The sequence below is a fragment of the Bradyrhizobium sp. USDA 3240 genome (assembly GCF_054063295.1).
This window is the reverse complement of record NZ_JBSSGD010000002.1, coordinates 8,151,156-8,178,148: the sequence shown is the minus strand read 5'-3', so window position 1 is coordinate 8,178,148 and position 26,993 is coordinate 8,151,156. Positions and strand designations below refer to the sequence as shown.

Genomic DNA, 26,993 nt, shown 5'->3' with positions numbered 1-26,993 from the left:
GTGCCGCGCCGGCAACGCGGAGGAGCCGGCAGGTGACGAGCGAGACCACCGAGACGTTGCAACTGCACGACACAAGGCCGGCAACGGTCGACCCGCGGCGATGGCTGGCGCTGCCCGTGCTGCTCACCGGCGCCTTCCTGCCGATCCTCGACTTCAACGTCGTCAACCTCGCGCTGCCGGCCATTCGCGACAATCTCGGCGCTTCCCCGAGCCAGGTGCAGTTCGTGATCTCGGCCTATGCCGCGACCTACGCGGTGTTCCTGATCACGGGCGGCCGGCTCGGCGACCTGCTCGGCCGGCGCCGCATGTTCCTGACCGGCGTCGCCGGCTTCACGATCGCATCGGTGCTGTGCGGCATCGCATGGTCGCCGGATGTGCTGGTCGCAGGGCGCATCCTGCAAGGCCTCACCGCGACCGTGATGGCGCCGCAGGTGCTCGCCTCGATCCGCGTGCTGTTTCCGGCGGCCGAACAGGGCCGTGCGCTCGGCTTCTACGGCGCGACGTTCGGTCTTGCCAACATCTGCGGCCAGGTACTGGGCGGCGTCCTGGTGTCGGCCCATCCCTTCGGACTGGCCTGGCAGGCGATCTTCCTGATCAACGTGCCGATCGGCATCGCCGCCTTCATCGGCGGATTGCTGTACCTGACCGACTCGCGTGCCGAGCATGCCCAAAGGCTCGATATCGGCGGCGTCATCCTGTTGTCGCTCACGCTCGGCTTCCTGGTCTATCCGCTGATCGAGGGCCGGGAATCCGGCTGGCCGGCCTGGATCGTCGCGATGCTGCTGGCCTCTCCGCTGATGCTCGCCGCCTTCGTGCGCTTCGAGGCGCGCCTGAAAGCCCGCGGCGGCGACCCGCTGGTCGCGCTGCATCTGCTGCGCAACAGCGATTTCGTCATCGGGCTGGTGATGGCGCTCGCCTTCTACATGCTGTCGTCGTTCTACCTCACCTTCGCGGTCTACCTGCAGAGTGGGCTGCATTTTTCACCGCTGGCGGCCGGCCTCGCCACCCTGCCCTTTGCCACCGGCTTCTTCGTGAGCTCGCTGGTGTCGTCGCTGGTGATGCAATGGCTCGGCGCACGCACGCTGACGCTTGGCTTCGCGCTCCAGGTCATCGGCTTCGGTGTCGTGATGCTGTCGGTCAGTGGCACGCTGCCCCAAAGCCTTGAATTCGGCCTGATCTGCGGCGGGCTCGGCTTCGGCACCGTGATGCCGTCGGTCATCAAGGCCGTGATCGGCAGCATCGATCCGCGTCACGCCGGGCTCGCATCGGGGATGATGATCTCGACCTTCCAGATCGGCGCCGCGCTCGGCGTCGCCGTCATCGGCGGCGTCTTCTACAGCCTGCTCGGGCCGCTTCCGCAGGCCGACGACTATGCGCACGCCTTCACGATCGCGCTCGGCTGCAATGTCGCGCTGCTGGCGCTCGGCGGCTGGCTATCGCTGTGGCTGCCGCGCGAGCCGGCGGCGCGTTGAGATCGCCACGACTGACGGTGAATGCCATGAAGCTCATGATCAACGGCGTCTGGCGCGGCCATATCGATCCGACGCCCGAACTCAAGGCGCAGCAGATGATCCATGCCGGCCGCTTTCGCGACCGCATCACCGCAGACGGCGCGTCAGGTTTCCGCGCGGAGCCCGGGCGCTATCACCTCTATGCGTCGCCGGCCTGCCCGTTCTCGCACCGTGTCCTGATCGTGCGCGCGCTCAAGCAACTGGAGGACATCGTCGGCCTCTCCGTCCTGCACCCCCACTGGGACACGCCCGACGGCTGGAGCTTCGCGGAGACCGCCCTGTCGACCACCGACGGAGCAGGCAATGGCTTCCGGCATCTGCACGAGGCCTATCGCGCCTCGGCGCCGGACTATACCGGCAAGGTCACCGTGCCGGTGCTGTGGGATCGGCGCTCGCGCCGCATCGTCAACAATGAATCGCTCGAGATCGCAGGAATGCTGAACGACGCGTTCGATGCGATCACCGGCGATCGCGGTCTCGATCTCTGCCCTGCCAGGCTGAAGTCTGCGATGGACGATCTGAACGGCGAGATCGCACGCCGCTTGGCGGTCGGCGTCTACAAGGTGGCCAGCGCGACGCACCAGGGCGAATACACCGCGGCGATGGATCAGCTATTCGGCTTTCTCGATGAGCTCGACGGCCGGCTGAGCGATGGCCGCCGATTTTGCCTCGGCGAACGGCCAACGCTGGCCGACGTCCTGGTCTATGCGACGCTGGCGCGCTTCGACGCCGTGTACAATCCGCTGTTCCGCGCAAGCCGCAGGCGGCTCGCCGACTATCCGCGTCTGCCGGGCCTGTTGAAGCGCTTCCACGCCCTTCCCGGCGTCGGCGCCACGCTGCGTTACGACCACATCCTCACGCACTACTACGACGGCGATTGGGCGGTTGCGACCCGCAGCGGCATCGTGCCGGAGCTTCCGGTGGCGAACTGGCTTGCCTCGCACCGGACATGACGAATTGGAGAACGCCCATGACCACGCCATTGTACGACGCCTCGGTGCCGGTATTCCGGCAGATGCTCGACGCGCTTGCCGATCTGCTGCGCAAGGGCGAGGCCCACGCGCGGGAACGCGGCTTCGATCCCGACGCCATGCTCGCGGCGCGGCTGGCGCCCGACATGCTGACGCTGGTCGGCCAGGTGCAACGGGCCAGCGATCATGCCAAGGGCGCTGCCGGGCGACTCGCCGGCCTCGAGCCGCCGCCCTTTGCCGACGACGAACAGAGCCTCGCCGAGGCCTACGCGCGGATCTCGCGAACGCTCGACTACATCGACACGGTCCCGGTTCGGGCATTCGACCGGGCGGCCGAACGCACGATCACCTTGCCGTTCGGCGTTCCGCCGATGCCGGCCGCGCGGTATCTGTACGGCTTCGCGCTGCCGAGCCTGTTCTTCCACGTCGCCACCGCCTACGCCATCCTGCGCCATCGCGGCGTGACGCTCGGCAAGCGTGACTTCCTGGGCAAATACCTCTCGGAGTGACCTCTATTTCTTCGCGACCTCGCGAAGCGTGGTGTAGACCCACTCCGCCCCCTGCTTGATGGCCTCGACGCCGATCCGTTCGTCGTTGCCATGCATCCGGCTCAGGATGTCGTCGTCGAGCGGATAGGGATAGATGCCGTAGACGGGCACGTTGCGCTCGCGCCAGGCGATGGCGTCGGTCGCCGCTTCGAACATCGTCGGCACCAGGACGGCGTCTTTCCAGACCCGCTTTGCGTTGCGATCCAGCGCCGCATAGAGCTCGGTATTGATGGGCGACGCCGGGATCTTGGAGCGCATCAAGTAAGCATCCCGTGCGTCCTGCTGCGACAGCGACGTGACGATGCTGACTTCGATGCCGGGATCGCCGATCGCACGCTTGATTTCCTCGATCATCTGATCCGTGGTGCTGCCCGGCAGCAGCCGCGTGTTCACGACCGCCTTGGCGTCGCCGGGGATGACGTTGGGCTTGATGCCGGCGTCGATCATCGTGATCACCAAGGTATCGCGCAGCAGTGCGTGCAGCAGCAGGCTGTCCTTGGGATTGTCGGCGACCAGCTTCTTTCCAGCTGCATCGAGATCGCCTTGGTCCTTCGCTACCAGTAGCTGCTTGATATCGGCTGCCGTCTGTTCCGAACTGGTGGGAAGCAACGCCTTGAAATAGGCTTCGGTCGCCGGCACCAGCTTGACGGCCGGATCATGCACCGCGAGCTTGGCCAGCGCCGCGATCAGGCGGTCGTTGGCCATGGCACCCGCCGGGAACGGCCGTGAGGAATGACCGGAGGGACCGGTCGCCCTTAGCGCGAACGTCGCCGAGAGCTTCTCCGCCGTCGTGACATTGATCTGGCGCACGGTGCCGTCGCGCTCCTGCAACACATAGCCGCCTTCGTTCAGCGCGAACTCCGCGTCGATCTTGTCCCAATGATTCTTCGCCAGCCACACCGTGCTGTACTGGCCCTGCTCCTCGTCGGCTTCGGCGAGGAAGATCACGTCGCGCGACAGCGGCGTCTTCTCCTCCGCGAGCCGCATCACCGCGCTGGCGAAGACGGCGAGCCCGCCCTTGAAGTCCATCGCGCCGCGCCCGTAGACGAAGCCGTCCTTCTCGACGCCGGCGAACGGCTCCACGGTCCATTTCTCGCGCTCGACCGGAACGACGTCGGCATGCGCGGCCAGCAGCACCGGTTTCCGCGAACCGTCGCCGCGCAGCCGCGCGATGAAGTGCGCAGCCTTGCCGTTCGGGGCAACGAAAATGTCGACATCGGCACCGAGCGGCGCGAATTGCGACTTCAGATATTCGGCGAGCGCCCGCGTATCGCCCGGGCCATTCGAGGTATCGAAAGAGATCAGTTTCTTGAGCAGCGCAACCGTGCGGTCGCCCGACTGCTCGGCGCGCGCCTGTCCCGCTCCGGCACAGGACAGCAACGCGGCAAAGGTGAACGCGACGACGCGGATCTTGGTCGACGGCACCATGTTCTTCTTTCTCCCTTATCTGGTTTTGCAACAGGATAACTTGCGCCGCTCACCTCAGCGAGTCCTTGGGCTCAAGAGTTCTGGGGAACATCACCTTCAGCATCGCGGCCGCGAGCAATGTTGTCACGGCAAGGCCGGTGGAGAGATAGAGCGCGCTGGCATCGCCATACCGGTCGATGACGATTGCATAGACCAGCGGCGCCGCCGCGGGCAGGATGAAGCTCGGAACGATGAGCCGGCCGACCAATGTGCCGTAGCTGCGATGATCGAACAGGATCAGCGGCAGCGTTCCCCTGGTGATGGTCAGAATACCGTTGCAGGCGCCGTAGAGCAGCGCGAAGGCGATCGCCATCTCGTTCGACGACCCGCTGAACAGGCCGGCGATGAACGACAGCGGCATGATCAGGCACGCCATCAGATTGAGCGCAAGCGGATCGAGCCGTGCACCGAACAGCACCTCGCAGAGACGCGCGGCGGATTGCCCGATGCCCCGGAGCGTTGCGATCCATACCGCCACGGTGACGGTGAGCCCGAGCCCGGCGAGCACCGCGATCATATGCGCGGACATGCCGGCATTGAGGAAGTTCGCGCCGGTCATGATCACGGCATAGAGTCCGCCGGCCGCCGCAAGTTGCCGCCGGCCGGCGGCGCGCGGTTGCTTGGATGCCGGCGCTGCGGAACTCGGCACGCCTGCAAACCGCTTGTTCGGGATCAGCAAGTGTAGCGGGACAGTCAGCAGTGTGAGACCGGCATAGACCAGCACTGCAATGCGCCAGCCGAACTGTTCCGAAAGCATATGGCCGAGCGGCCAGAATACGGTGGCCGCCAACCCTCCGAGCAAGGTGATCCCGGACATCGCGCGGCGCGCCTCCGGTCCGCCGATCCGGGCGAGTGCTGCGAACGCCGCATCGTACAGCGTCAGTCGCATACCTAGCCCGAGCACGATCCAGGATGCGAAATAGGTCGATATCTGATGCGAGACCGCCAGACCGGCGCAGCCGAGCGCGTTGATCACGGCGCCTGCGACCATGACTTCCCGACCACCGCGACTGTCGACCCACCTCCCCGCAAGCGGTGACGCCACGCCCATCACCAGCAGTGCTGCGGCGAATCCGCCGTAGACGATGTCGCGCCCCCAGCCGAGATCCGCGGCGATCTGCTCGCCGAAGCCGCCAATCAGATAGTAGGTCGCGCCCCACGAGATCAGTTGAGCCAGCCCGAGCGCGGCCACGACGCGGCGGGCGATCACCGTGGCAGTTCCCTCTCCGCCGGAAGCGTGGAGGCGCCAAGCCCAAGCGGCCGCTGCATCAGCACGGTGTCAACCCAGTGCCCGAGCTTGAAGCCGACGGACCGCAGCGTCCCGACCATCTCGAAACCCATGCGACGGTGCAGCGCGATCGATCCGGCGTTGCCGCTGTTGCCGATCACGGCCAGCATCTGCCGCCACGGCCCCGCTTCGGCGCGCACGATCAAGCCCTGAAGCAGCGCCACGCCGATACGGCGGCCGTGCAGCCCATTGGAGACGTAGACCGAGTCCTCGATGGTGTGGCGATAGGCCGGCCGCGGCCGGTACGCTGTCGCATAGCAATAGCCGGCCACCCGGCCATCAACTACAGCCACGAGATACGGCAGTCCCGCCACCACCACCGCGTTCCGGCGGCTGCGCATCTCGTCCACCGTCGGCGGCACCTCCTCGAAGGTCGCCAGTCCGTTGAGCACGTGATGGGCGTAGATGCCCTGCACGTCGGCCATATCGTCGTCCGCTGCGTCGCGCACCACGACGCCGTTGTTGCCTGTCGCCATTCCGTCACTCACCCGAGCGGTCAATATTGCCCGAACATGCGCCTCGGCGCTATATAAGTGAAGCTTTGATTGGTTATGCGCAGCATAAGAGATGCTTTGATGAAGAATCTCAACCTCGACTATCTCGAAAGCTTCGCCGTCGTGATCGAGTGCGGCAGCTTCTCTACTGCGGCCGAGCGGCTGCAGCTGACCCAGCCAGCGGTGAGCCTGCAGGTGCGTCAGCTCGAGAAGAGCCTGAATGCAACCCTGATCGAGCGGGTCGGACGACGCGCCAGGCCGACGGCCGCCGGCGTCGCCTTGCTCTCGCACGCGCAGCAGATCACCGCGGCGGTGACATCGGCGGTCGACGCCGTCGCACAGCAGACCACGGGAACAGCAGGCCGCGTGCGGCTCGGCACCGGCGCGACCGCCTGCATCTTCCTGCTGCCGCCGATCCTGAAAGAGCTGCGGACCGCGCTGCCCTCGCTCGAAATCACGGTCACGACCGGCAACACCGTGGAGATCGCGCGAGCAGTCGAGGACAACACGATCGACATCGGGCTGGTGACGCTGCCGGTGTCGGGGCGCAGTTTTGAGATCACCCCCGTCATGAATGACGAGTTCGTGCTGATCGCGCCGTACGACATGAAGCTGCCGGCGCGGATCACGCCGGAGGTGCTGGCGAGCAGGCCGGTCTTGCTGTTCGAGCCCGGCGGCAACACAAGGCGCACCGCGGATGAATGGCTGGCGCGCGGCGGCGTGTCGCTGAAGCCGTTGATGTCGCTCGGCAGCGTCGAGGCGATCAAGGAGATGGTGCGCGCCGGCCTCGGCTGCGCGATCCTGCCCGGCATGGCCGTGCCGGCCAACACCAAGCAGCGCGACCTGATCGTCCGGTCGCTGTCGCCGAAGCTCCACCGCCGGCTCGCCGTCGTGATCCGCCGCGATAAGCGCCTCGACCGCGGGCTCCGGCAGACGCTGTCGGCGCTGAAGGCGTTGTCGGCCCCGAAGGACAACGGGAGATAGGAGGACGCTGCGCGTCCTCCCTCTTCCACCCCATCAAGTCGCCTTGCGTTCCTGCTCCGCGATCTTGCGGAACGCGGCCTCGCCGGCGTCGGTCACGGCCGCCCACTTCGCGTTCGGCGCGGCCTCCACCTCGTAATTGTCATGCCAGTTCCACCATTTGTAGGTCGGGCCCTGCGGATACCCCTTCGGCGAGTCCTCCCAGAGCTCCTGGCGGCCGAACGGCGTGATGTCGAGATAACTCCACACCGTGCCCATCGCTTCATCGCCGCGGCTGTTGACGAGATAGGTGCGGAAGATCCGCTCGCCGTCGCGGACGAACACGTTGTGGCCATGCCATTCAGCGACGCCGAAGTCGGCATCAAAGCTGTCTGTTATCGTGTACCACGGCATCTCCCACTCCATCCGCGCCTTCAGCCGCGCGATATCGGCCTGCGGCGCGCGCGAGGCGTAAGCCAGCGTGGTGTCGCGCTGGTTCAGGTGCGAGAGATGGCCGACCTGATCGGCGCCGAGCGAGCAGCCGCGGCAGCCGTGATCCGGCCAGCCGAACACGCCGGGCTCGAAGAACGCGCGGTAGATGATCAGCTGCCGGCGGCCCTCGAACAGGTCGAGCAGGCTCGCCTTGCCGTTCGGCCCCTCGAAGACATAGGCCTTCTCGACCGCCATCCACGGCATTCGCCGCCGCTCGGCGGCAAGCGCGTCGCGCGCCCGCAGCTGCGCCTTTTCCTTCACCAGCATCTCCAGGCGCGCCGCCTCCCACGCCTCCCGCGACACCACCGGCGGCGTCTGCATTGCCGCCAGTCCGCCGCGATCGTTCTCAGCCGATTTACTCATGATGATCTCCATCTTTCGAATTGGACGAACTCCGCGACCACGGCGCAGTTCCCACGCCGAGGCCGTTCGTCATTGGCCATGCCCCAATCTGGCGCGACGGCGACGAATGGTGGGAGTGACAAGTGTGTCGGGATATTCGCGCATGCGCCTCCCACGGCTTCGGCCTGCTTTTTACTTGCGATATGCTTGCACTTCTATGTGCGAGCCTCCGGCCATGAAACAAGCTGCTCCCGCCGCCGACGATGGCCTGAGGCTCAGCACTTGGCTGCCCTATCGCCTGTTCCTCGTCGCGGCGCAGGTCGCCCGCCCGCTCGAGAGTTTTTACCGCGAGACGTTCGGACTGAGCCAGGCCGGCTGGCGCATCCTCGCCGTGATCGCCGAGCGCGATGCTGCCAACGCCTCCGAGATCGGCCGCGCCTGCGCGCTCGATCCGTTCGCGGTCAGCCGCGGCATCGGCCAGCTCGCAGATCTCGGCTTTGCGGTGCGACGCCCGGGCAAGACAGATCGCCGCTTTGCCGCTGTGAGCATCACCCGCAGCGGGCGAACTGCGTTCAACCGTATCGCCGCATTGGGCAGCGCGATCGAGGCGCGACTGCTTGCGCGCCTCACCGAGAGCGAGCGGACAACACTCGATTCCGCCCTCACCCGGCTCGAGGGGGAAAGCGCACGGATCGACGCCGTCGGCTGGCGCGCGTTGCTCGACCACGCCGCAACGCCATGACGGCCGCACTGTTCGCGCTGACCGCGCTGCTGTGGGGCGGCGGCGCACTGGCCACCGCGATGCAGGCCGGCGTCACGCCCGCGCCGTGGTCGGTGGCGCTGCGCATGGTGCTCGCGGGTCTCATCCTGCTCGGCTACGGCCGGCTGCGCGGCGTGCCGCTTGCGATCCCGCGCAAGCACCGGCCGGCCGTCGCGTTGCAGGGCCTGCTGTTCTTTGCCATTGCCTTCATCGGCTTCTATGAAGCGACCGCGCGGATGCCGAGCGGACTCGCGGCGCTGGTGCTGTCGACATCGTCGCTGTTCGCAGCGGTGATCGCGCGGGCCACGCTCGGCGTCCCGATCTCGCCGAGCTTCGTCTGGGGCGCGCTGTGCGGCATCCTTGGCCTTGCGATCATCTTCCTGCCCGGCGCCACCGCGCATGGCGCCGCGCCGCTCGCTGGTCTCGCCTGGGCGCTCACAGCAGCGATCGCGACCGGCGCCGGGACGACGGTCGGTGCGCGCAACCAGCGCGCCGGATTGCCCGTCGCCTCTGTGCTGGCCTGGGGTGCATTCGTCGGCGCGGCGGCGAGCGCGCTCTGGGCCGTCGCGACCGGCACGCGCTTCGCGGCCGATGCGTCGCTCTCCTATGTCGCGAGTTTCCTCTATCTCGCCGTCGCCGCGTCCTGCATCACCTTCATGCTCTATTTCGAGTTGGTGCGCCGGCTCGGTCCCGGCCGCGCCGCCTATACACTCGCGCTGGTGCCGCTCGTTGCGCTCGTATTGTCGGCGCTGTTCGAGCATCTCGTGCTGGGCTGGCCGGTGCTCGCCGGCGCCGCCGCGATCCTTGCCGGCAATGTGCTGGTGCTGGCGCGGGCGTAGATTGAGTTGGCCTGCTCAGTCCGCGCAGCCATCACAATTGACGTCGCGACAATATCTGACTAAAGTCAGATATATGCTCGACCCTGTTTCCCGCGTCCGCCGCTTCAACCGTGCCGTCACCTCGGCCGTTGGTGCGCTCGACACCTCGTTCCTCGGGCGCGGCCGGCCGCTCGGCGCGGCGCGGGTGCTGAATGCGATCGGGCACGGCCGCACGGATGTGGGCGAGATCAGGGATTATCTCGGGCTCGATTCCGGCCTGATGAGCCGCCTGCTCCGCAGCCTCGAGGACGAAGGGCTGATCGAGACCACGGCGCATGGCGACGATGCCCGCCGCCGCATCGCGCAGCTGACTCCGGCGGGCAAGCGCGAGTTCAACGCCTATGAGGCGATCTCCAACCGGCAGGCCAAGGACTTCCTTAGCCATCACACCCAGCGCGAGGCGCTGCTGGCGGCAATGGATTTGATCGCCTCGGCGCTCGGACGCCACGGCACAGCACTGCGCGAGATGGACCCGCGCAGCGACGAGGCGCGCTACTGCCTTGGCGAATATTACGCCGAGCTGGCGCGACGCTTCAAACAGGGTTTTGACGTCAAGCTGTCGCGCGATCCCGATGCCAAGGACATGGTGGGCCCGCGCGGCAGCTTCATCGTGGCGATGTCGGACGGCCTGCCGATCGGCTGCGTCGGGTTGAAGGGCAGCAGCAGTGGGTTCGCGGAGATCAAGCGGCTCTGGGTCGCACCAGCTGCGCGTGGCCTCGGCCTCGGCCGCCGCCTGATGGACGCCGCCGAAAATGCCGCGCGCGGGCTCGGCATCGCGGTGCTGCGGCTCGACACCAACAGCGCGCTGGCGGAAGCCGGCCAGCTCTATCGCCGAACCGGCTGGGCCGAGATCCCGCGCTTCAACGACGACCCCTACCCCGATCTGTTCTTCGAAAAGCGTCTCTGAGCGGGGCGCCGCGCGCGGCTGCTGCATCCGCATGTTGTCCACCGCGATGCGCTGGCCTAAGACGCTCGTATGACCATTCGCCCTATCGTCCGCTATCCCGATCCGCGGCTCGCGCTCCCGGCTAAGCCGGTCGACCTGTTCGACGACGCGCTGCATGAGCTGGCCGCTGACCTGCTCGAGACCATGCATGCCGCACCCGGCATCGGCATCACCGCGCCGCATATCGGTGTGCCCCTGCGCGTCGTGGTGCTTGAGCTCGATGCCAGTGAGGGGCCGCGGAGCTATGTCAATCCGGAGATCATCTGGACCTCGCCGGAGATGATACTGCACAAGGAAGGCAGCGTCTCGATGCCCGGGGTCAATGACGAGGTCGAGCGCCATGCGCGCGTGCGCATCCGCTACCAGGACACCGAGGGCAACATGCAGACCGAGGAATCGGACGGGCTCCGCGCGGTGTGCCATCAGCACGAGATCGATCAGCTCGATGGCGTGTTCTGGATCAGGCGCTTGTCCCGCCTGAAGCGGGAGCGCCTGATCAAGCGATATGAGAAGCTGTCGCGGGGCTAGCGCAGAATCGTAGGGCGGGTTAGCGAAGCGTAACCCGCCGCAACGATCGCGGCGGCAAGTTGGTGGATTACGCCTCCGGCTAATCCACCCTACACCACCGAACAAATTGATCTGCGTCTCTACCCTCCCGCGATCAAATCCTTCGCCAGCGCCATGTAGGCTGGTAGCGTCACCGGGTCGTTTGCGGCATTGCCGGCGGCGTGGTGCGAGGCGTAGCGCGCGATCACCATTTCGGCTTTGGGATCGATATAGATGCCCTGGCCGTGCACGCCGCGCGCCATGAAGGCGCCGTGCGCATTGTGCGTCACCCACCACTGATTGCGGTAGGACGCGCCGGGCAACGTGGTGTAGCCGGCCGGCTTGAACTTTTCGGTATCGCCGCCGCGCGCGATGTCCTCGACAACCGTGGACGCCACGATCTGGCGGCCGTTGAAACGGCCGTGATTGCGGATCGTCTCGCCGAAGCGGGCGAGATCGCGTAGCGTCGTCGACAATCCGCCGCCGCCGCTTTCGGTACCAATGCGGTCGACGTGATAATGCGCATCCTCCTCCGCGCCCATCGGCGCCCAGATCTTCTCGGACAGCAGGTCCGACAAGGTCATGCCGCTGGCGCGCCTGATGATGAAGGCCAGCACATCGGTGTTGACGGTCTTGTAGGCGAAGGCCTTGCCGTGCTCGCCCTGCTTCTGCTGCGCGCAGAGGAAGTCGAAGATGTTGGTTGCGCCCTCATAGCCCGGCGGGATCGGCGCCATGCCGTTGGCGCGCCGCAGCCCCCACACGTCGGAATTCTTGTCGGTATAGACCTCGGCGTATTTCAACCCCGTGGTCATATCCATCACCTCGTGCACGCGCGCATCGCCGAATGCGCTTGGCTTCAGTTCCGGCACATAGTCGGTGACCGGCGCCTGCGGATCGATCTTGCCCTCGGCGACCAGCATGCCGGCGAGCACGCCGGTGAACGACTTCGTCACCGACATCGCGATATGCGGCTTGTGCGGTTTCAACACGCCGAAATAGCGCTCGTAGATCAGCTTGCCCCGATGCAGCACCGCGATGCCGTCGGCATAGCTCTCCTCGAGCATGCGCGCGAAAGTCTGCGGGCGGCCGTCCATCGTCACCGACGCGGAGGCGCCGATGTCATGATCTTCGCGCGGCAGCACCGACGCCGGCCCCGCGCCGCGCCAGACGTTCACCGTCGGCACCAGCTGGCGGATGTTGCTCCAGGCCCAGCGCAGCTCAGGGAAGCTGCGGAACGAGCCGTCCTGGAAGGTGATCGTCTTGTCCCGCGGCGGCGGAAAGCCCTGCATCCAGCCGAGCGCCTCGGGATCGCTCTCGGCGGCGGTGGGGTTTTGCTGTTGATTGGCGGCGGCTGCGACGGACATCAAGGCTGGCTCCAGAGCTGCGGAGCGAAATGCGTATCATGCGACGGCATCGCACACATCCCGCGTCTGCGCCGGGGTGACCGTCGCGGCAAGCGCATGCCGCGACGCGAATGGCCTCGCGTCGCACAGATCAGCTTGATCGGACCCATGACTGTCTCGTCCGGGCCAAATCATTCCACCAAACGGATTACGCGGCAGCCGCCCGCTCGATCGCCGCGATGTCGATGTTCTTCATCGTCATCATCGCTTCCATCGCGCGCTTGCCGGCGACGCGATCGGCGCCGTTGACGAGCTCCAGCAACCGCCGCGGCGTGATCTGCCAGGTAAAACCCCAGCGATCCCGGCACCAGCCGCACGGCAATTCCTTGCCGCCATTGCCGGTGACCGCATTCCAATAACGATCGGTCTCGTCCTGGCTATCGGTGAGCACCATGAAGCTGACCGCCTCGTTCGGCGTGTAGTTGGAGCCGCCGTTCTGCCCGACGAAGCGGCGGCCGAGCACCGTGAACTCGACCGTCAGCTCATCGCCCTGCCCGATGCCCGGTATCGGCGAGACATGGCCCGCATCGACATGGCTGTCGGGAAAGGTCGCGGCGTAGAACTCCGCCGCTGCGCGCGCCTGGCCCTGATCGAACCAAAGGCATGTGACGAGATCGGTCATTTGCAGTCTCCTGGTTTATGCGGAGGACGAGTGGCCGAGGCGCCAGCCGACAGCGGGCAACACGCCGATCAAAAATAATTTCGGGATCGTGCGTTCCGCTGGTCTTAGTGAGATGCGTCCGGTTGCCGCGACGGGAACCGAAAGCACGGGGTAGGATCACAGGTGCCCCCGGAAACGCCCCGCCCCCAGCCTGCATCCGGGCTACGCTTGGTCAAGAGATTCCAGGATCGGCTGTCGGTACACGCGCCACTCGCTCGTCCTTGGGACGCAAGGACATGGAGTGAAACGATGACCCCCACTATCACCGCCTTCGAACGGTCACCCGATGGCGGCAAGGGACTGGCGCGCGATACGCGGGTTCGCTGGGCGCTGGAAGAAGTGGGCCAGCCTTACGCGGTTCGCCTGGTTTCGTTCCAGGCGATGAAAGAGCCCGCACATCTGGCGCTGCATCCCTTCGGCCAGATTCCGACCTATCAGGAAGGCGATCTCGTGCTGTTCGAGACAGGGTCGATCGTGCTCCATATCGCCCAGCGTCATGCGCGCCTGCTGCCCGGCGATGCCGATGCCCGCGCCCGTGCAATCAGCTGGATGTTTGCCGCGGTCAACACGGTGGAACCGCCGATCCTCGAACTCGTGACCGCGAGGATTCTGGAGAGCGACAAGCCGTGGACCAAGGAGCGCCTGCCGCTGGTCATGGATCGCATCCGCGACCGGCTGAAGCAGCTCTCCGCCCGCCTCGGCGATGCCGACTGGCTCGATGGCGCGTTCGGCGCGGGTGACCTGATGATGGTGTCGGTGCTGCTCAGGCTAAGACTATCGGGCATCCTCGACGAATTTCCGAACCTTTCCGCCTACGTCGCCCGCGGCGAAGCGCGGCCTGCGTACAAGCGGGCTTTCGACGCTCAGCTGGCGGTTAACACGCGCTAGCAACCGACCGGCTGAGGTTTGCGAACCGGCGTGCATCCCGGATCAAGTCCGGAACAGGCTTCGCTCAAAAACGCGCTAGTCGAATGGTTCGGGTTCTGCCAGCGGCTCGGCCAGCTCGAACCCTGGATGAAGCTGCGAGATAATCTTTAGCGCGGTGCTGCCGGGCGCCATCCCCGCTGGATGCACGCCCGACGCATCGAAATACTGGTTGCTCAGCACCGCCACACCGCATTGCAATTCCGGCACCACGATCACGATCGCTTCGAACCCGCCTTTACTCGTCGCGCCGTTTTTTGTGAAAACGGTATGGCCTTGCGTGTCCGACGTGATTTGCCAGGCGAGGCCCATGGTGACGCTGTTCTTCTGCCCGCAGACGGGGAATGTTCCCTGGTTCTGCTGAGTGAGCGCGATCTGCGAGCCGAGCGGTCCCTTCGGTGCCGCAATCTGCGCCGCAAGAAACCTGAGCATATCGTCGCCGGTGGATTTCAGATCGAAGGCAGTGCCGCCGGTCGGCGTATTGCGGTCGAAAACGATCGAATATGGCGGCACAGAGCTCTTGCTCCAATGCCCGATACATCCCTGAGCGATCTTCCAGGAAGAATTGAGCACGGCTCCGGTCTGCTTCATGCCGAGCGGACCGGTGACGTATTCGGCCAAGATCTCGTTGTAGTTATGACCCGGGTCTTTCCCATACATCTGCGTGACCGCAAAACCGAGTGTCACGAAACCGATATTGGAGTACTGCCAGCATCCCGGCGGCGGCGTGTCGTATTGGTTCCACCACGCGACGAGTTCGCTGGAGGGCGGCTGATCCGCAAACAATTGCTGGCTGTAGCCGGTCAAGCCGTCCCCCGGCTGCTCCGGCATACCGGAGGTATGGGTAGCGAATTGCACGAGCTGGATGGCGTCCAGCACGGGCGTCCCGATCGGGTTCGGGCTGAGGTTGTGGCCAGCGTTCAGATACGGGCCGATCGCGTCATCAAGACTGGGCCCACCCGCTTTGACCGCCACCGCCAGCAATGTGCTGGTAAACACCTTGGTCACCGATCCGATCTCGAACACCGTGTCTGTCGTGACCGCAAATGGCGTGGGCGAAGAGCCGGGCACGCCTGACAGTCCCTTGGGATAGACGTAGCCCTTGGTGCCGAACGACTTTTGGTCGTAGACCGCGATGCAGCAGCCAGGCGCGTTGCTGATACTGAGATAACTTGCGGCCGCCTGCTGAACGATCTGTGCCGGACTTGTCGTCGCTTCGATCATTTGGTCGCTCATTTTCGCCCTCTCACAGTGAAGATGCACAGCGTTGACCTTTGGTTGTATACTCTCATACAATTTCTCCCAGCGCGAGTGAAATCACCGTTACTGTTTGTTTCAAAGTTCGGTCGTTGGAAGTTGGTGCGGAAAGCAGCGTCGTCATTGTCATCTCGCCCGCACATTCTCATGGAGCGATGGCGGATCGAAGAACGCCGGGCCAGAGGGGATCAGCGAACACGGAACCCCGCCATCGCGAGCACAGCTTCAAGACGCGCCAGATGACGCTTCGAACCCCTCACGCAGCGTTGAGCCGTCGTGAGCAAGGATTGCATTTAACTGCGCCCGCTCCGCGCACATCTATCTGACGAGGCCAGACTCCTTGGCCCCTTAAGCAAAACGGAGAAACTCAATGACGAACGTCAAACTGTTGTCGGCTGCTTTCATCGCGGTTGCCATGATCGCGTCACCGGCGATGGCGCGCGAAACACACGCTGTTTCCAGGCATGTCGCCGAAGCCAATGCCGCTGCGCCCGCCGAGCCGGTCTATGTTGATGGTCGCGCCTGCATCCCGGCGCCACGTGTCGGTTCCTTCGCGACCGCGCCCTGGACCGGCGGCAATGTCCCCTGCGAACCGGGCCCGTATTGATCGCGCCCGCGGGCATGTAACGAAGCAGCAAGATTGCTGTATAGCGGGTTAGCGACACGCAACCCGCCATACAGCGCACCGATCCATGAGATGGTGGAGTATGCTTCGCCACACCCTACGCTCATTGCTTAAAGCAATGCTCGCGGTGCCATCTTAGATAATGCGGATGCGGACGGTCAGAGACGCGCTGCGGCGGGAGCGCGTGGCCTGACTTGTTGATTATTGATCGTATGCCTTGCGGATCATTTGTCTGCCGCGAAATCAATATTTCCAAATTGTCGGCCAAGCTGATCAAGCCGCGATCAAACATCCAATGAGCTGTGCCAGAAAGCGCGATGCCGTTGCTAACAATATCGGGCCCACTCGCCTCCACTGACCGAATGTGTGCGGCAGCCACTTCCGCGCGCCCTCTCCCATTGATCAGTTTTAATCCTGTGATCGCGCACCGTTCGTCGTAGGCGCGCAGAACGACACGGCGAAAGACCCGGTCGCGCATAATCCTCGACATCGTAACGCTTACACGGTCGCGTTGCTGGTCATATATGAAGGGCGCTTGTGCTCCTTCGCCAATGTCGAGCAATGGCACGTCATTGTCGGAACGCGGCAACAGAGGTACATCTTCCTCGAAACCAAGTCCGACTATTCTGGCAAAATCCTCAGCTGAGAGTGGACGAACCGCAGATTGAGCCCGTCCGGAAATGCGTCCCTGGTCATTGAGAACACCCCGCTCGACCGGTCCCATCGCACCGTTGAACGGGACCGGATTTGCGAAGTCGAGATAGGTTCGTGGCTCAATCAGCGCGAGGTACATCCCCGAAATGCCGGGATCGGGAATAACCTGACGAACCCTGGCGATCGCAAAGTAACCTTTTGTCTCGGCCACTTTGCTTGGCTCGTAGTAGACAATCCAGTCACCGACACAGGCCTCGACGCGGCGCAAATACTGGCTGGGGAATTGATACTTTTCCGCAGGACTATCGTCGTAGATCGAGTCCGACCGATGAATGAATACGCCAAATCCCATAGCTTCTTTGGCCACCCTCCCCGAATCTATTTGGGCCTCGTGACAATGCTCCAAGAAGTCATCCTGGGATTGGCTTTCCCGAGCAACCTCACTCCCACTCGATCGTCCCCGGCGGCTTGCTCGTCACGTCGTACACCACCCGGTTCACGCCCTTCACCTCGTTGATGATGCGCGTCGCGGTCTCGGCCAAAAACTTCATGTCGAACTGGTAGAAGTCGGCGGTCATGCCGTCGGTCGAGGTGACGGCGCGCAGGCCCACGACGTATTCGTAGGTGCGGCCGTCGCCCATCACGCCGACGGTTTTCACCGGCAGCAGCACCGCAAAAGCCTGCCAGATCGCATCATAGAGGCCGTGCTTGCGGATCTGGTCGATATAGACCGCGTCCGCGTTGCGCAGGATGTCGAGCTTTTCTCTTGTGATGTCGCCGGGGCAGCGGATGGCAAGACCCGGGCCCGGGAACGGGTGGCGGCCGACGAAGACTTCGGGCAGGCCGAGCTCGCGGCCCAGCACGCGCACCTCGTCCTTGAACAGCTCGCGCAGCGGCTCGACCAGCTTCATGTTCATGCGCGCGGGAAGGCCGCCGACATTGTGGTGCGACTTGATGGTGACCGACGGTCCGCCGGTGAAGGAGACGCTCTCGATCACGTCAGGATAGAGCGTGCCCTGCGCCAGGAATGCGGCGCCGCCGATTTTTTTCGCTTCCGCCTCGAACACGTCGATAAACAGCCGCCCGATGGTCTTGCGCTTCACCTCGGGATCGGTGACGCCTTCGAGCTCGCCCAGAAACTGTTTCGACGCGTCCACATGGACCAGCGGAATGTTGTAGTGGTTGCGGAACAGGTCGACGACGGTCTTGGCCTCGTCGAGCCGCAGCAGGCCGTGATCGACGAACACGCAGGTGAGCTGGTCGCCGATCGCTTCATGGATCAGCACCGCCGCGACGGCGGAATCGACGCCGCCGGACAGGCCGCAGATCACCTTGCCGTTGCCGACCTGGGCGCGGATCTTCTCGATCGCCTCCTCGCGGAACGCGCGCATGGTCCAGTCGCCAGTCAGCCCCGCGACCTTGCGCACGAAGTTGCGCAGCAGCTTTGCTCCGTCCGGCGTGTGCACCACCTCGGGATGGAACATCAGGCCGTAATACTTCCGCTTCTCGTCCTGGATGATCGCGAACGGCGCGTTCGGCGAGGTGCCGGCCACCGAGAAGCCGGGCGGCATCTTGGTGATGCGGTCGCCATGGCTCATCCACACCTGATGCTTTTCGCCGTGGCCCCAGACGCCGTCGAACAGCTGGCTATCGGTCTTCACCTCGACATCGGCGCGGCCGAACTCGCGGTGGTGCCCGCCCTCGACCTCGCCGCCGAGCTGGGCGGCCAGGGTCATCTGGCCGTAGCAGATGCCGAGCACAGGAACGCCTGACTCGAAGATCAGCTGCGGGGCGCGCGGCGAGCCGGTTTCATGCACCGATTCCGGGCCGCCGGAGAGGATCACCGCCTTCGGCTTCATCTCGTTGAAGGCAGCCTCCGCCTTCTGGAACGGCACGATCTCGGAATAGACCCCCATCTCGCGGACGCGGCGGGCGATCAGTTGCGTCACCTGACTGCCGAAATCGACAATCAGAATCTTGTCATGCGCCGAGGCCACGGTGGGCGTCGACGGTTCGCGGGCTGTGTGCTGGGCTGTCATGGCAAGCAGATACGCGACGGCGCCCGCCCCCGCAACCGCGCAGCGCGGGGCGCCCACATTCTTCTTTGGGCATGGACAAATCTATATAGGTCAGTATTATTGACCTAATTTGGCCATAACCAATGGGAGGAAACCAATGCCGGATTTTCACGAACCGTCCCGCCTCGCAGCGCTCGGCCGCGACTGGGTCGACGCCTGGAACGCACGCGACCTCGAGCGCGTGCTGGCGATGTATTCGGAGGATACCGAGATGACCTCGGACCGGATCCCGCCACTCGGCTTCGGCGCCTCCGGCACGGTGCACGGCAAGGCGCAGCTGCGGGCCTATTGGAGCGCCGCGCTCGCCAAGCTGCCCGAGCTGCATTTCGAACTGATCGACCTCTACGTCTCGCCCGACAGCGTCGTCGTGTTCTACCAGAACGAGCGCGGCAAGAAGATCTGCGAGTATCTGCGGCTCGATGCGGAGAGCAAGATCAGGCAGGGCTCGGCGAACCATCTGGTGGGTTGAGCTGCCGTCGAATCGTAGGGTGGGTTAGCCGCAGGCGTAACCCACCGAGTCACACGACGAAAAAGATGGTGGGTTACGCTAACGCTAACCCACCCTACGCACTAATCTCTCCCGTCACCCTGAGGTGGCCGCTTCTTCAGCGGCCCTCGAACGGCGACAGCCCGGCTCCATCCCATCCTTCGAGGCTCACCGAGCGTTGCTGCGCACCGCTCGGCGCGCACCTCAGGATGACGTCAGCGTTTGGGATACAGAGCCGTACGATGAGCAAAAATCGAGGAGCCCACGCAGCATGAAAATCCCGACCCTGCCCTTCACCGTCACCGACTGGAGCAACGTCGAGCCTTCAGTGCATCCCGGCGAGACCGGGCAAGCGCTGTGGCGCACGCTCAATATCGGCGAGCTGCGGGTGCGGATGGTCGAATATTCGCCGGGCTATCTCGCCGATCACTGGTGCGATCGCGGCCATGTGCTCTTTGTGGTCAACGGCGAGCTCGACACCGAGCTGCGCGACGGCCGCAAATTCACGCTGAAGCCTGGCATGAGCTACCAGGTCTCCGATTTCGGCGACGCCGCGCACCGTTCGTCGACGGCGATGGGTGCGACGCTGTTTATCGTGGATTGAACTGACATAGTCCCCCGTCATTGCGAGCGGAGCGAAGCAATCCATAGCGCCGCTTGCCGAGACATGGATTGCGTCGTCGCTACGCTCCTCGCAATGACGTGGAGAGAGTCACGCACTCACCGCCGCCGCGCCGCAACCTTCCTCACCTTGGTATCCGCCCAGCCCAGCGGCTTGCCGCTCTTCGACGGCAACACGAGCTGCCCGACGCCCTGCCCGGCCTGATCGAGCAGCACCGAATGCGGCTCGCCCCGCGCGTAGAGGTGCGCCTCGCCCCATTGCCGCAGGGAGACCACGATCGGGAACAGGTCGTGTCCCCGCTTCGTCAGCGCATATTCGAGGTAGGCGCTGCCGTCGGAGGCTGCGACCTGCTCGAGCACGCCGGTTTCGACCAGCTTGCGCAGCCGCGCCGTCAGCATGCCCTTGGCGATGCCGAGATTCTTCTGGAAGTCGCCGAACCGGCGCAGGCCGTCGAACGCGTCGCGCACGATCAACAGCGACCACCAGTCGCCGATCGCATCCAGCGCGCGGGCCACCGGGCATTCCGCCTTTGCGAATCCGGTCCGCTGCATCGCGGCTTATCTCCTTCGATCGCGATTCCGATCTGGTCTTAAAATAGGACTAGACAGGCCGCGACGCAACTGGTCTCATTATAAGACCAGATTGCGAATTGCAGCGGAGGCAAGATGACGAACCAGACCATGATGGAAGCCGGGCCGGCCACGGGCGATCACAAGACGGGCGACAAGCCCCGCGACACCAAGGCAGGCGTGCTTTCGCCCGCGGTCGTGCTGCTGTTTGCGGTCGCCTGCGGGCTCAGCGTCGCCAACATCTATTCCGCGCAGCCGCTGCTCGACACCATGGCGCAGGATCTCGGCATCGCTCCCGCCGCGATCGGCATCGTGGTGACGCTGACCCAGGTCGGCCTCGCCTTCGGCCTGATGCTGATCGTGCCGCTCGGCGACCTCTGGGACCGCCGCAAGCTGATCGTCGGCCAGATCATGCTGTCCGCGGTTGCACTCGTCGTGGTCGGCACCGCGCCAAACGCAATCGTGCTGTTCGGCGGAATGGCGCTGGTCGGGCTGCTCGCCGTCGTCATCCAGGTGATCGTCGCCTTTGCAGCGACATCGGCCTCGCCAGCCGAGCGCGGACAAACCATCGGCACCATTCAAAGCGGCGTCGTATCGGGCATCCTTCTGGCTCGTTTTGCGTCGGGCACACTGGCCGATATCGGCGGATGGCGCATGGTCTACCTGACCTCGGCCGTGCTGATGCTCGCGATGGCGGCGCTGCTCGCCTATGTGCTGCCGCGGCAGCCGCCGCGGGCGCTGACCGGATCATCCTATGCAAAGCTGCTGCGCTCGACGGCCGCGCTGTTCGCCGAGGAGCCGGTGCTGCGCGAACGCGCCGTGTTCGCGTTGCTGATCTTCGCGAGCTTCAGCGCGTTCTGGAGCTCGGTCGTGCTGCCGCTTGCCGCGCCGCCGCTGTCGCTGTCGCACACCGCGATCGGCATGCTCGGCATTGCCGGCCTCGCCGGCGCGCTGGCGGCGCGCAATTCGGGCCGCCTCGCCGATCGCGGCTGGGGCCAGCGCACCACCGGATTGTCGCTGTTGCTGATGCTCGCCGGCTGGGCTCCGATCGCCTGCCTGCATTCGTCGCTGTGGCTGGTGCTCGCCGGCGTCGTCATGATCGACTTCGCGGTGCAGGCCGTCCATGTCACCAACCAGAGCCTGATCGTAGCTGCCCGCCCCGAAGCGTCGAGCCGACTGATCGGCGTCTACATGGTGTTCTACTCGGTCGGCAGCGGGCTCGGCGCGATCGCTTCGACGATGGCCTATGCCGCCGCCGGCTGGCTCGGCGTCTGCGCGCTGGGCGCTGCGATCAGCGCCTGCGCGCTGCTGTACTGGGTCATCGTGGTGAGCAGGACACCGGTGCCGGTTGGCGTGGTCTATGATTGTGGGCGGTCATGAGGTGAATTTCGTCGTTCCGGGGCAATGCGTAAGCATTGAACCCGGAACCTCGAGATTCCGGGTTCGTCCTTCGGACGCCCCGGAATGACGATTGCGCTCACGCCTTCTTCAGCACCGAGACGAAGAACCCATCCGTGCCGGTGCGGCGCGGCGTCATCAGCAGGCCTTCCGGCGACAGCAGCGCGGCCTCTGCAAACGCCTCGGCCTTGTCCCACAGCACCGATGCGGTCTGCTCCGGCGGCTGCACCGAAAACTCCGGATGCCGCGCGATGAACGCCTTGACCTGCTCGCCGTTCTCCTCCGCCAGCACCGAGCAGGTGATGTAGGCGATGCGGCCGCCGGACTTGACCAGCGGCGCGGCGCGCGCCAGCACCTCGGCCTGATCCTTCAGCCGCACCTCGAGCGCGCCTGGGCGCATCCGCCATTTGGCGTCGGGATTGCGGCGCCAGGTGCCGGTGCCGGTGCACGGCGCGTCGATCAGCACGAGATCGGCTGACGCCTTGATGTCGGACAGCACTTCCTCCTCGCCGCGCGGCGTGCGCACATCGCAATTGTGCACGCCGGCGCGCGACAGCCGCTCATGGATCGGCACGAGCTGGCGCTTGTCGCTGTCGGTCGCGATCAGCCGGCCCTTGCCGTCCATCATCGCGGCCAGCGCCAGCGTCTTGCCGCCGGCGCCGGCGCAGAGATCGATCACCTGCTCGCCGGGCTTGGCCGCCGAGAACAGCGCGGCGAGTTGCGAGCCCTCGTCCTGAACTTCGATGGCGCCCTTGATGAAATCCTCCTCGGCATGGATGCCGGGATTGCGCGCGTCGGCGCCGAGCTCGATGCGCAGGCCGAGCGGCGACCACGGCGTTTCCTTCGCACCCAGATACGAGAGGCGCGGCAACACCTTCTCGCGCTTGCCGCGCAGCGTGTTGACGCGCAGATCGAGCGGCGCGCGGCTCGCCATCGCAGTTGCCTCGGCAGAACGGTCGTCGCCGAACACCTTTGCCAGATGCGGGTCCAGCCAGTCCGGATAGTCGCCCGCGACATGCGCCGGCGCATCCGCAAGCGAGCGCGAGGCCATTGCGGCCTCCTCGGCCGCAGTCAGCGGTTCCGGCGCGAACCGGCCGCCGTCGCACAGCGCCGAGATCGTCGGGATGTCCATGCCGCGCTCGAGCTTGAGCATGCCGAGCACCCGCGACCGCGCGCTGGCATCATCCATCAGCCAGGCCGCGGAGGATTGCCGGCGCAGCACGTCCCAGATCAGGCCGGAGATCGCGGCGCGATCGCCGGAGCCGGCATAGCGGTGCGCGGTGCCCCATTCCTTCAGCGCTTTGGCCGCGGGAATGCGCTGTGCGTCGATGGTGGCGATCAGCTCGATCGCGGCGGAGAGCCGGGCAGCGGGGGTCATAGAACTCTTTCGGTTGGGCGCGTCAAATCAGCAGCAGGAGCTTGAGCGCGAAATACAGCCACATCGCCGCCAGCACCAGTACGCCGGCGAACCAGGCGAGCGAGCGCGGCCGCACGTCGTTGGAGGTGACGAAGATGCCGGCATGGGCAAAGCGCGTCACCACGAACACCCAGGACATCAGCACGATGAACAGATCGGCACGGCGCAGCGGCAGCGCAATGGCGATCAGGACATAGAACAGCACCGGCAGTTCGAACTGGTTGGCGAAGCAATTGCCGAGCTGAGTGGCGCGCTCCGGCCAGTTCGGCTGGCGCAGCGCGATATCGGCCATCTTGGTCTCGCCGCTCGCCAGCGTCCGCGTGCGCAGCGTGGCCATCCCAAACAGAAGCGCGAAGGCGAGCCCAATCTGGATGAAGACCGGTAACAGAACCATTTGAACCGACATCAAGAATCTCCCTTAAGCCGGGCGTCCGGCCGCCCTCTTAGCTGCCACGGCCGCGCAACACAATGAAGCTTGCCAATAACGCGCCTGGGTAACCCGTTGAACCATGATCCGAGCCCGGGTGACCAACTCCCAGGAATAATGACGGTTTCAGTTCCCCACGGATGACGCGATGAGCATCATCACCCCGATCCTGGACGGCGCGGCTTTGGCGGCCGCGAGCCTCGGCGATCTCCTCACCTCCCTGCTGAAGGCGATCGACCCCGGTATCGGCTGGTTCGACGACGCGGCGGATGGCGGGCTCGGCATGGTCATGTCGGGGCTTGCCGGCGTCGCCACAGCGCTCCTGGTCGCCATCCTGCTCTCGGTCTATTTCCGCAGCGGCTATCGCTCGACGCGCGACATTGTCAGGCACAGCCTCGCCACGGCGCTGGTGCTCAGCCTGCTCGGCTATGCGGCCTACGACATCGGGCACGATGCGCTCGCCTATCTCGGCCTCAATGCATCACCGGCCGCGACGGGAACAAACCCGCCGAACACCGGGCTGCTCGGAGGCCGCGTCGCTCCGCCTGCCCTGCCCACCCGCGCAGACAAGCAGCTTGCGATCTAGCGGCCTGCGCCGCCGGATCAAACAAGACATCAAACAACGCATCAAACAGAGCAGCGAAGAACACACTGCAATCGTCATCGTTCCGACTTCGCGCCGACGCTATAATTCGGCCGAAAGGATCGATGCATGCCCCAGTTCCGCCTGACCCAAATCTCCGACACCCACCTCGCGCGCCGCTTCAAGCCGCTGGTCGACAACTTTCATCGCGTCAGCGAGCACATCGACGCGACGCGTCCCGATCTCGTGCTCAACTCCGGCGACGTCGCGTTCGATGGGCCGACCAGCCGCGACGATCTGGTGTTCGCCAAGGAACTGCACAGCGCGCTGCCGGTCGATTGCCTCTATCTGCCGGGCAATCACGACATCGGCGACAATCCGACTGCGGTCGGCCCGGTGCCGGCGCAACTGCCGACCGAAGAGACGCGCCGCGCCTTCACCTCGGTGCTCGGTGAGGACCGCTGGCATTTCGACGCCGCCGGCTGGCGCTTCATCGGCCTCAATTCGCTGATCATGAACACCGGCCTCGACAGCGAGGCCGCACAGTTCGACTGGCTCGCCACAACGCTCGACAAGGCGGTCGGCAGACCGGTCGCGCTGTTCCTGCACAAGCCGCTGTATCTCGACGTGCCCTACGATGCCGAACGCGCCGAGAGCGCGATCCGCTACGTGCCGCAGCCGGCGCGCCGCCGTCTGATCGAGATGTTCGGCAAGGTCGATTGGCGCCTGGTTGGCAGCGGCCATGTGCACCAGCGCCGCGACTACACATTCGAGCGTGTCAGGCAGATCTGGGCGCCATCGGCCGGCTTCATCATTTCAGATGCGCGACAGGAAGTGATCGGCATCAAGGAAACCGGCCTGGTCGAGTACCGCTTCCAGCCGGACAGTTTTGAAGTGCGCCACGTCAGGGCCAAGGGACAGGTCGATGTCGACCTGGACATGCTGCTCGGCAAGCAACCGGCGTAAGCCGTCTCAGCTCCGCGCCGCGTCGTGCAGATCCTGCTTGATGACGGTGAGCAGCGCCTGCAGCGAGTCCTTGTTCGGCTGCGGCGCCGCCGGCGCGGGCTGCATGCGCAGCGTGGGGCGGATCGGCTCGGCGGCCGGCTCGTCCTCGACAAATTTCCCATGCAGGACGTCGTCGCGGCGGCCCATGACGAACATCGTCAGCCAATAGCCGACGGCGAGGAGAATGACCCCGAAAACAATAGCTTCAAAAACCATGACTACACCTGAAATATAGCCATATTGAATCAACTGCGCCGGGTTCCCCGTCAAGCAAATGGGGGCCGAAAAGCCCCAAAAGCCCGCCATTGTGGCGTTTTTGCTACTTTGTTACGCGGAATGGGAGCTGAAATGTCTCGCTTTGACGCGCTTTCTTCACCCGAACCGGTGCCCATCCCGGATCAAGTCCGGGACAGGCTTCGCTCGAAAACGCTATCGCTCAGGCCTTGTCCGGCCCGATCCGGACCAGCTGCTTGCCGAAATTGGCGCCCTTGAGCAGGCCCATGAAGGCGTCCGGCGCGCTGTCCAGGCCCTCGGTCACGAACTCCTTGTATTTGACCTTGCCCTCGCGCACCCATTGCGACATGTCGCGCAGGAAGTCGCCATGCATGGCGGCGAAGTCGCTGACGATGAAGCCGCGGAAGGTCAGCCGCTTGGTCAGGATGTTGCGCATCATCGCGCCGGCCCATTTCGGCGCGTGCGCCTCGGTGTCGTTGTAATGCGCGATCAGGCCGCACACCGGAATCCGCGCGAACGCATTGAGCAGCGGAAACACCGCGTCGAACACCGCGCCGCCGACATTCTCGAAATAGACGTCGATGCCCTTCGGGCACGCTTCCTTGAGCTTCGCCGCAAGGTTGGGATCGCGATGATCGAGGCACTCGTCGAAGCCGAGCTCGTTCTTGACGTAGGCGCACTTGTCCTTGCCGCCCGCGATGCCGATCGCCCGCGCGCCCTTGATCTTGGCGATCTGGCCGACCGCCGAACCGACAGCGCCGGACGCGGCCGCAACCACCACCGTCTCGCCCGCCTGCGGCTTGCCGATCTCGAGCAGTCCCGTATAGGCGGTCATGCCGGGCATGCCGAGCACACCGACCGCGGTCGAGATCGGCGCGATCTTCGGATCGATCTTGGCGAGGCCCTTGCCGTCGGACAGAACATGCGTCTGCCAGCCAGCGCGCGACAGCACGATGTCGCCCTTGGCAAAGGCGGGATTGTTGGACGCGACCACCTCGCTCACCGTACCGCCTTCCATCACCCCGCCGACCGGCACCGGCGCGGCATAGGACGGACCATCGGCCATGCGGCCGCGCATATAGGGATCGAGCGACAGCCAGATGGTGCGCAGCAGCACTTCGCCCGCGCCCGGTGTCGGCGGCGTGTAATCCTCGAGCCTGAAATTGGCCGGCGTGGGCTCGCCATGCGGGCGCGAGGCAAGAACGATGCGCTTTCCTTGGGACATGCTGATTTCCTCTTGAGCTGATTGGTTCGTGGCGCACACGTAGTCATGCAATCCAGCTCCCCGCAAGGGAGATGGATTTGCTCTTTCGCGCAGGGCTGTTTGAAATGTTGTTTGAAATGACCGGCGTCATGCCGAAGAGGCGTGCCGCCACCGCATCCCCTCGTCATTCCGGGGCGTGCGAAGCACGAGCCCGGAATCCATTCATCCACCAACGCTGCGGC

The 26,993-nt window shown here is 65.0% G+C and carries 29 protein-coding genes; 15 read left to right on the top strand and 14 right to left on the bottom strand.

Annotation, left to right across the window (positions count from 1 at the left end; all coding sequences use genetic code 11):
* Window positions 1-32: 32 nt before the first annotated feature.
* Genes ACVIGA_RS38935 through ACVIGA_RS38925 form a run of 3 tightly spaced genes read left to right on the top strand, consistent with a single transcriptional unit; the run spans window position 33 to window position 2,991 of the window.
* Window positions 33-1,472: an MFS transporter gene (locus tag ACVIGA_RS38935; RefSeq protein ID WP_456670203.1), complete on the top strand. Its 1,440-nt coding sequence runs from the start codon at window positions 33-35 to the stop codon at window positions 1,470-1,472.
* Window positions 1,473-1,498: 26 nt separating this feature from the next.
* Window positions 1,499-2,464: a glutathione S-transferase C-terminal domain-containing protein gene (locus tag ACVIGA_RS38930; protein WP_456670202.1), complete on the top strand. Its 966-nt coding sequence runs from the start codon at window positions 1,499-1,501 to the stop codon at window positions 2,462-2,464.
* A 17-nt stretch (window positions 2,465-2,481) separates the two neighbouring features.
* Entirely contained in the window at window positions 2,482-2,991 is a 510-nt protein-coding gene (locus ACVIGA_RS38925) for a DUF1993 domain-containing protein (RefSeq protein ID WP_456670201.1), read from the top strand.
* A 3-nt stretch (window positions 2,992-2,994) separates the two neighbouring features.
* Here ACVIGA_RS38925 and ACVIGA_RS38920 read toward each other — a convergent pair whose 3' ends face one another.
* Genes ACVIGA_RS38920 through ACVIGA_RS38910 form a run of 3 tightly spaced genes read right to left on the bottom strand, consistent with a single transcriptional unit; the run spans window position 2,995 to window position 6,261 of the window.
* The gene (locus tag ACVIGA_RS38920) at window positions 2,995-4,458 is read right to left on the bottom strand and encodes a M20/M25/M40 family metallo-hydrolase (RefSeq protein ID WP_456670200.1); all 1,464 of its coding nucleotides are present in this window, start codon (window positions 4,456-4,458) and stop codon (window positions 2,995-2,997) included.
* A 49-nt stretch (window positions 4,459-4,507) separates the two neighbouring features.
* Window positions 4,508-5,707 (bottom strand): MFS transporter, encoded by a 1,200-nt coding sequence (locus ACVIGA_RS38915; RefSeq protein WP_456670199.1) that lies wholly within the window; start codon window positions 5,705-5,707, stop codon window positions 4,508-4,510.
* Window positions 5,704-6,261: an N-acetyltransferase family protein gene (locus ACVIGA_RS38910; protein ID WP_456670198.1), complete on the bottom strand. Its 558-nt coding sequence runs from the start codon at window positions 6,259-6,261 to the stop codon at window positions 5,704-5,706. Before ACVIGA_RS38910 ends, ACVIGA_RS38915 begins: the two co-directional genes overlap by 4 nt.
* A 99-nt stretch (window positions 6,262-6,360) precedes the next feature.
* On the opposite strand from ACVIGA_RS38910, the gene ACVIGA_RS38905 reads away from it, so the two are divergent.
* Window positions 6,361-7,263 carry a LysR family transcriptional regulator gene (locus tag ACVIGA_RS38905; protein ID WP_456670197.1) on the top strand — a complete coding sequence of 301 codons (903 nt, stop codon included), beginning with the start codon at window positions 6,361-6,363 and terminating at the stop codon, window positions 7,261-7,263.
* A 33-nt stretch (window positions 7,264-7,296) separates the two neighbouring features.
* On the opposite strand, the gene ACVIGA_RS38900 is transcribed toward ACVIGA_RS38905, so the two are convergent.
* The gene (locus tag ACVIGA_RS38900) at window positions 7,297-8,094 is read right to left on the bottom strand and encodes a DUF899 domain-containing protein (RefSeq protein ID WP_456670196.1); all 798 of its coding nucleotides are present in this window, start codon (window positions 8,092-8,094) and stop codon (window positions 7,297-7,299) included.
* Between the two features lie 214 nt (window positions 8,095-8,308).
* Between ACVIGA_RS38900 and ACVIGA_RS38895 the strand changes: the two genes are divergently transcribed.
* The 4 genes from ACVIGA_RS38895 to ACVIGA_RS38880 all read left to right on the top strand — a co-directional run bounded on the left by ACVIGA_RS38895 (window position 8,309) and on the right by ACVIGA_RS38880 (window position 11,185).
* A complete protein-coding gene (locus ACVIGA_RS38895; protein WP_456670195.1) occupies window positions 8,309-8,815 on the top strand; it encodes a MarR family winged helix-turn-helix transcriptional regulator in 507 nt (168 codons plus the stop codon).
* Window positions 8,812-9,672 (top strand): DMT family transporter, encoded by an 861-nt coding sequence (locus tag ACVIGA_RS38890; RefSeq protein ID WP_456670194.1) that lies wholly within the window; start codon window positions 8,812-8,814, stop codon window positions 9,670-9,672. The genes ACVIGA_RS38895 and ACVIGA_RS38890 overlap by 4 nt, the downstream gene beginning before the upstream one ends.
* A 73-nt stretch (window positions 9,673-9,745) precedes the next feature.
* Entirely contained in the window at window positions 9,746-10,618 is an 873-nt protein-coding gene (locus ACVIGA_RS38885; protein ID WP_456670193.1) for a bifunctional helix-turn-helix transcriptional regulator/GNAT family N-acetyltransferase, read from the top strand.
* A 69-nt stretch (window positions 10,619-10,687) separates the two neighbouring features.
* A complete protein-coding gene (locus ACVIGA_RS38880; protein ID WP_456670192.1) occupies window positions 10,688-11,185 on the top strand; it encodes a peptide deformylase in 498 nt (165 codons plus the stop codon).
* A gap of 119 nt (window positions 11,186-11,304) precedes the next feature.
* Here ACVIGA_RS38880 and ACVIGA_RS38875 read toward each other — a convergent pair whose 3' ends face one another.
* Both ACVIGA_RS38875 and ACVIGA_RS38870 read right to left on the bottom strand, forming a co-directional pair.
* Complete coding sequence (locus tag ACVIGA_RS38875; RefSeq protein ID WP_456670191.1) at window positions 11,305-12,567, bottom strand: serine hydrolase domain-containing protein; 1,263 nt, start codon at window positions 12,565-12,567, stop codon at window positions 11,305-11,307.
* Window positions 12,568-12,754: 187 nt separating this feature from the next.
* Window positions 12,755-13,228, bottom strand: a complete 474-nt coding sequence (locus tag ACVIGA_RS38870) for a VOC family protein (protein WP_456670190.1) — start codon at window positions 13,226-13,228, stop codon at window positions 12,755-12,757.
* A 288-nt stretch (window positions 13,229-13,516) separates the two neighbouring features.
* On the opposite strand from ACVIGA_RS38870, the gene ACVIGA_RS38865 reads away from it, so the two are divergent.
* Window positions 13,517-14,155 (top strand): glutathione S-transferase family protein, encoded by a 639-nt coding sequence (locus ACVIGA_RS38865; RefSeq protein ID WP_456670189.1) that lies wholly within the window; start codon window positions 13,517-13,519, stop codon window positions 14,153-14,155.
* A gap of 75 nt (window positions 14,156-14,230) precedes the next feature.
* Here the strand turns inward: ACVIGA_RS38865 and ACVIGA_RS38860 are convergent, their stop codons facing one another.
* Window positions 14,231-15,427: a serine hydrolase domain-containing protein gene (locus ACVIGA_RS38860; RefSeq protein WP_456670188.1), complete on the bottom strand. Its 1,197-nt coding sequence runs from the start codon at window positions 15,425-15,427 to the stop codon at window positions 14,231-14,233.
* A 391-nt stretch (window positions 15,428-15,818) separates the two neighbouring features.
* Between ACVIGA_RS38860 and ACVIGA_RS38855 the strand changes: the two genes are divergently transcribed.
* Complete coding sequence (locus ACVIGA_RS38855) at window positions 15,819-16,055, top strand: hypothetical protein (RefSeq protein WP_342722481.1); 237 nt, start codon at window positions 15,819-15,821, stop codon at window positions 16,053-16,055.
* Window positions 16,056-16,176: 121 nt separating this feature from the next.
* Here the strand turns inward: ACVIGA_RS38855 and ACVIGA_RS38850 are convergent, their stop codons facing one another.
* The gene (locus tag ACVIGA_RS38850) at window positions 16,177-17,079 is read right to left on the bottom strand and encodes an HNH endonuclease (RefSeq protein ID WP_456670983.1); all 903 of its coding nucleotides are present in this window, start codon (window positions 17,077-17,079) and stop codon (window positions 16,177-16,179) included.
* An 88-nt stretch (window positions 17,080-17,167) separates the two neighbouring features.
* Entirely contained in the window at window positions 17,168-18,766 is a 1,599-nt protein-coding gene (gene guaA / locus ACVIGA_RS38845; RefSeq protein WP_456670187.1) for a glutamine-hydrolyzing GMP synthase, read from the bottom strand.
* Between the two features lie 136 nt (window positions 18,767-18,902).
* On the opposite strand from guaA, the gene ACVIGA_RS38840 reads away from it, so the two are divergent.
* Both ACVIGA_RS38840 and ACVIGA_RS38835 read left to right on the top strand, forming a co-directional pair.
* Complete coding sequence (locus ACVIGA_RS38840) at window positions 18,903-19,274, top strand: nuclear transport factor 2 family protein (RefSeq protein WP_456670186.1); 372 nt, start codon at window positions 18,903-18,905, stop codon at window positions 19,272-19,274.
* A gap of 289 nt (window positions 19,275-19,563) precedes the next feature.
* Window positions 19,564-19,896 carry a DHCW motif cupin fold protein gene (locus ACVIGA_RS38835; RefSeq protein WP_456670185.1) on the top strand — a complete coding sequence of 111 codons (333 nt, stop codon included), beginning with the start codon at window positions 19,564-19,566 and terminating at the stop codon, window positions 19,894-19,896.
* Between the two features lie 116 nt (window positions 19,897-20,012).
* On the opposite strand, the gene ACVIGA_RS38830 is transcribed toward ACVIGA_RS38835, so the two are convergent.
* Window positions 20,013-20,465, bottom strand: coding sequence for a winged helix-turn-helix transcriptional regulator (locus ACVIGA_RS38830; protein WP_456670184.1), 453 nt, complete (start codon window positions 20,463-20,465; stop codon window positions 20,013-20,015).
* Between the two features lie 114 nt (window positions 20,466-20,579).
* On the opposite strand from ACVIGA_RS38830, the gene ACVIGA_RS38825 reads away from it, so the two are divergent.
* Window positions 20,580-21,863 (top strand): MFS transporter, encoded by a 1,284-nt coding sequence (locus tag ACVIGA_RS38825; RefSeq protein WP_456670183.1) that lies wholly within the window; start codon window positions 20,580-20,582, stop codon window positions 21,861-21,863.
* Window positions 21,864-21,960: 97 nt separating this feature from the next.
* On the opposite strand, the gene ACVIGA_RS38820 is transcribed toward ACVIGA_RS38825, so the two are convergent.
* The gene (locus ACVIGA_RS38820) at window positions 21,961-23,259 is read right to left on the bottom strand and encodes an RsmB/NOP family class I SAM-dependent RNA methyltransferase (RefSeq protein WP_456670182.1); all 1,299 of its coding nucleotides are present in this window, start codon (window positions 23,257-23,259) and stop codon (window positions 21,961-21,963) included.
* Between the two features lie 22 nt (window positions 23,260-23,281).
* Window positions 23,282-23,704, bottom strand: coding sequence for an MAPEG family protein (locus ACVIGA_RS38815; RefSeq protein ID WP_456670181.1), 423 nt, complete (start codon window positions 23,702-23,704; stop codon window positions 23,282-23,284).
* A gap of 169 nt (window positions 23,705-23,873) precedes the next feature.
* Here ACVIGA_RS38815 and ACVIGA_RS38810 point away from each other — a divergent pair, with 169 nt between their 5' ends.
* Both ACVIGA_RS38810 and ACVIGA_RS38805 read left to right on the top strand, forming a co-directional pair.
* Complete coding sequence (locus ACVIGA_RS38810; protein WP_456670180.1) at window positions 23,874-24,311, top strand: hypothetical protein; 438 nt, start codon at window positions 23,874-23,876, stop codon at window positions 24,309-24,311.
* Window positions 24,312-24,437: 126 nt separating this feature from the next.
* The gene (locus tag ACVIGA_RS38805) at window positions 24,438-25,274 is read left to right on the top strand and encodes a metallophosphoesterase family protein (RefSeq protein ID WP_456670179.1); all 837 of its coding nucleotides are present in this window, start codon (window positions 24,438-24,440) and stop codon (window positions 25,272-25,274) included.
* A gap of 6 nt (window positions 25,275-25,280) precedes the next feature.
* On the opposite strand, the gene ACVIGA_RS38800 is transcribed toward ACVIGA_RS38805, so the two are convergent.
* On the bottom strand, window positions 25,281-25,619 hold the full coding sequence (locus ACVIGA_RS38800) for a hypothetical protein (protein ID WP_456670178.1): 339 nt from the start codon (window positions 25,617-25,619) through the stop codon (window positions 25,281-25,283).
* Between the two features lie 130 nt (window positions 25,620-25,749).
* Window positions 25,750-26,772 carry an NADP-dependent oxidoreductase gene (locus ACVIGA_RS38795; protein WP_456670177.1) on the bottom strand — a complete coding sequence of 341 codons (1,023 nt, stop codon included), beginning with the start codon at window positions 26,770-26,772 and terminating at the stop codon, window positions 25,750-25,752.
* Between the last annotated feature and the right edge of the window lie 221 nt (window positions 26,773-26,993).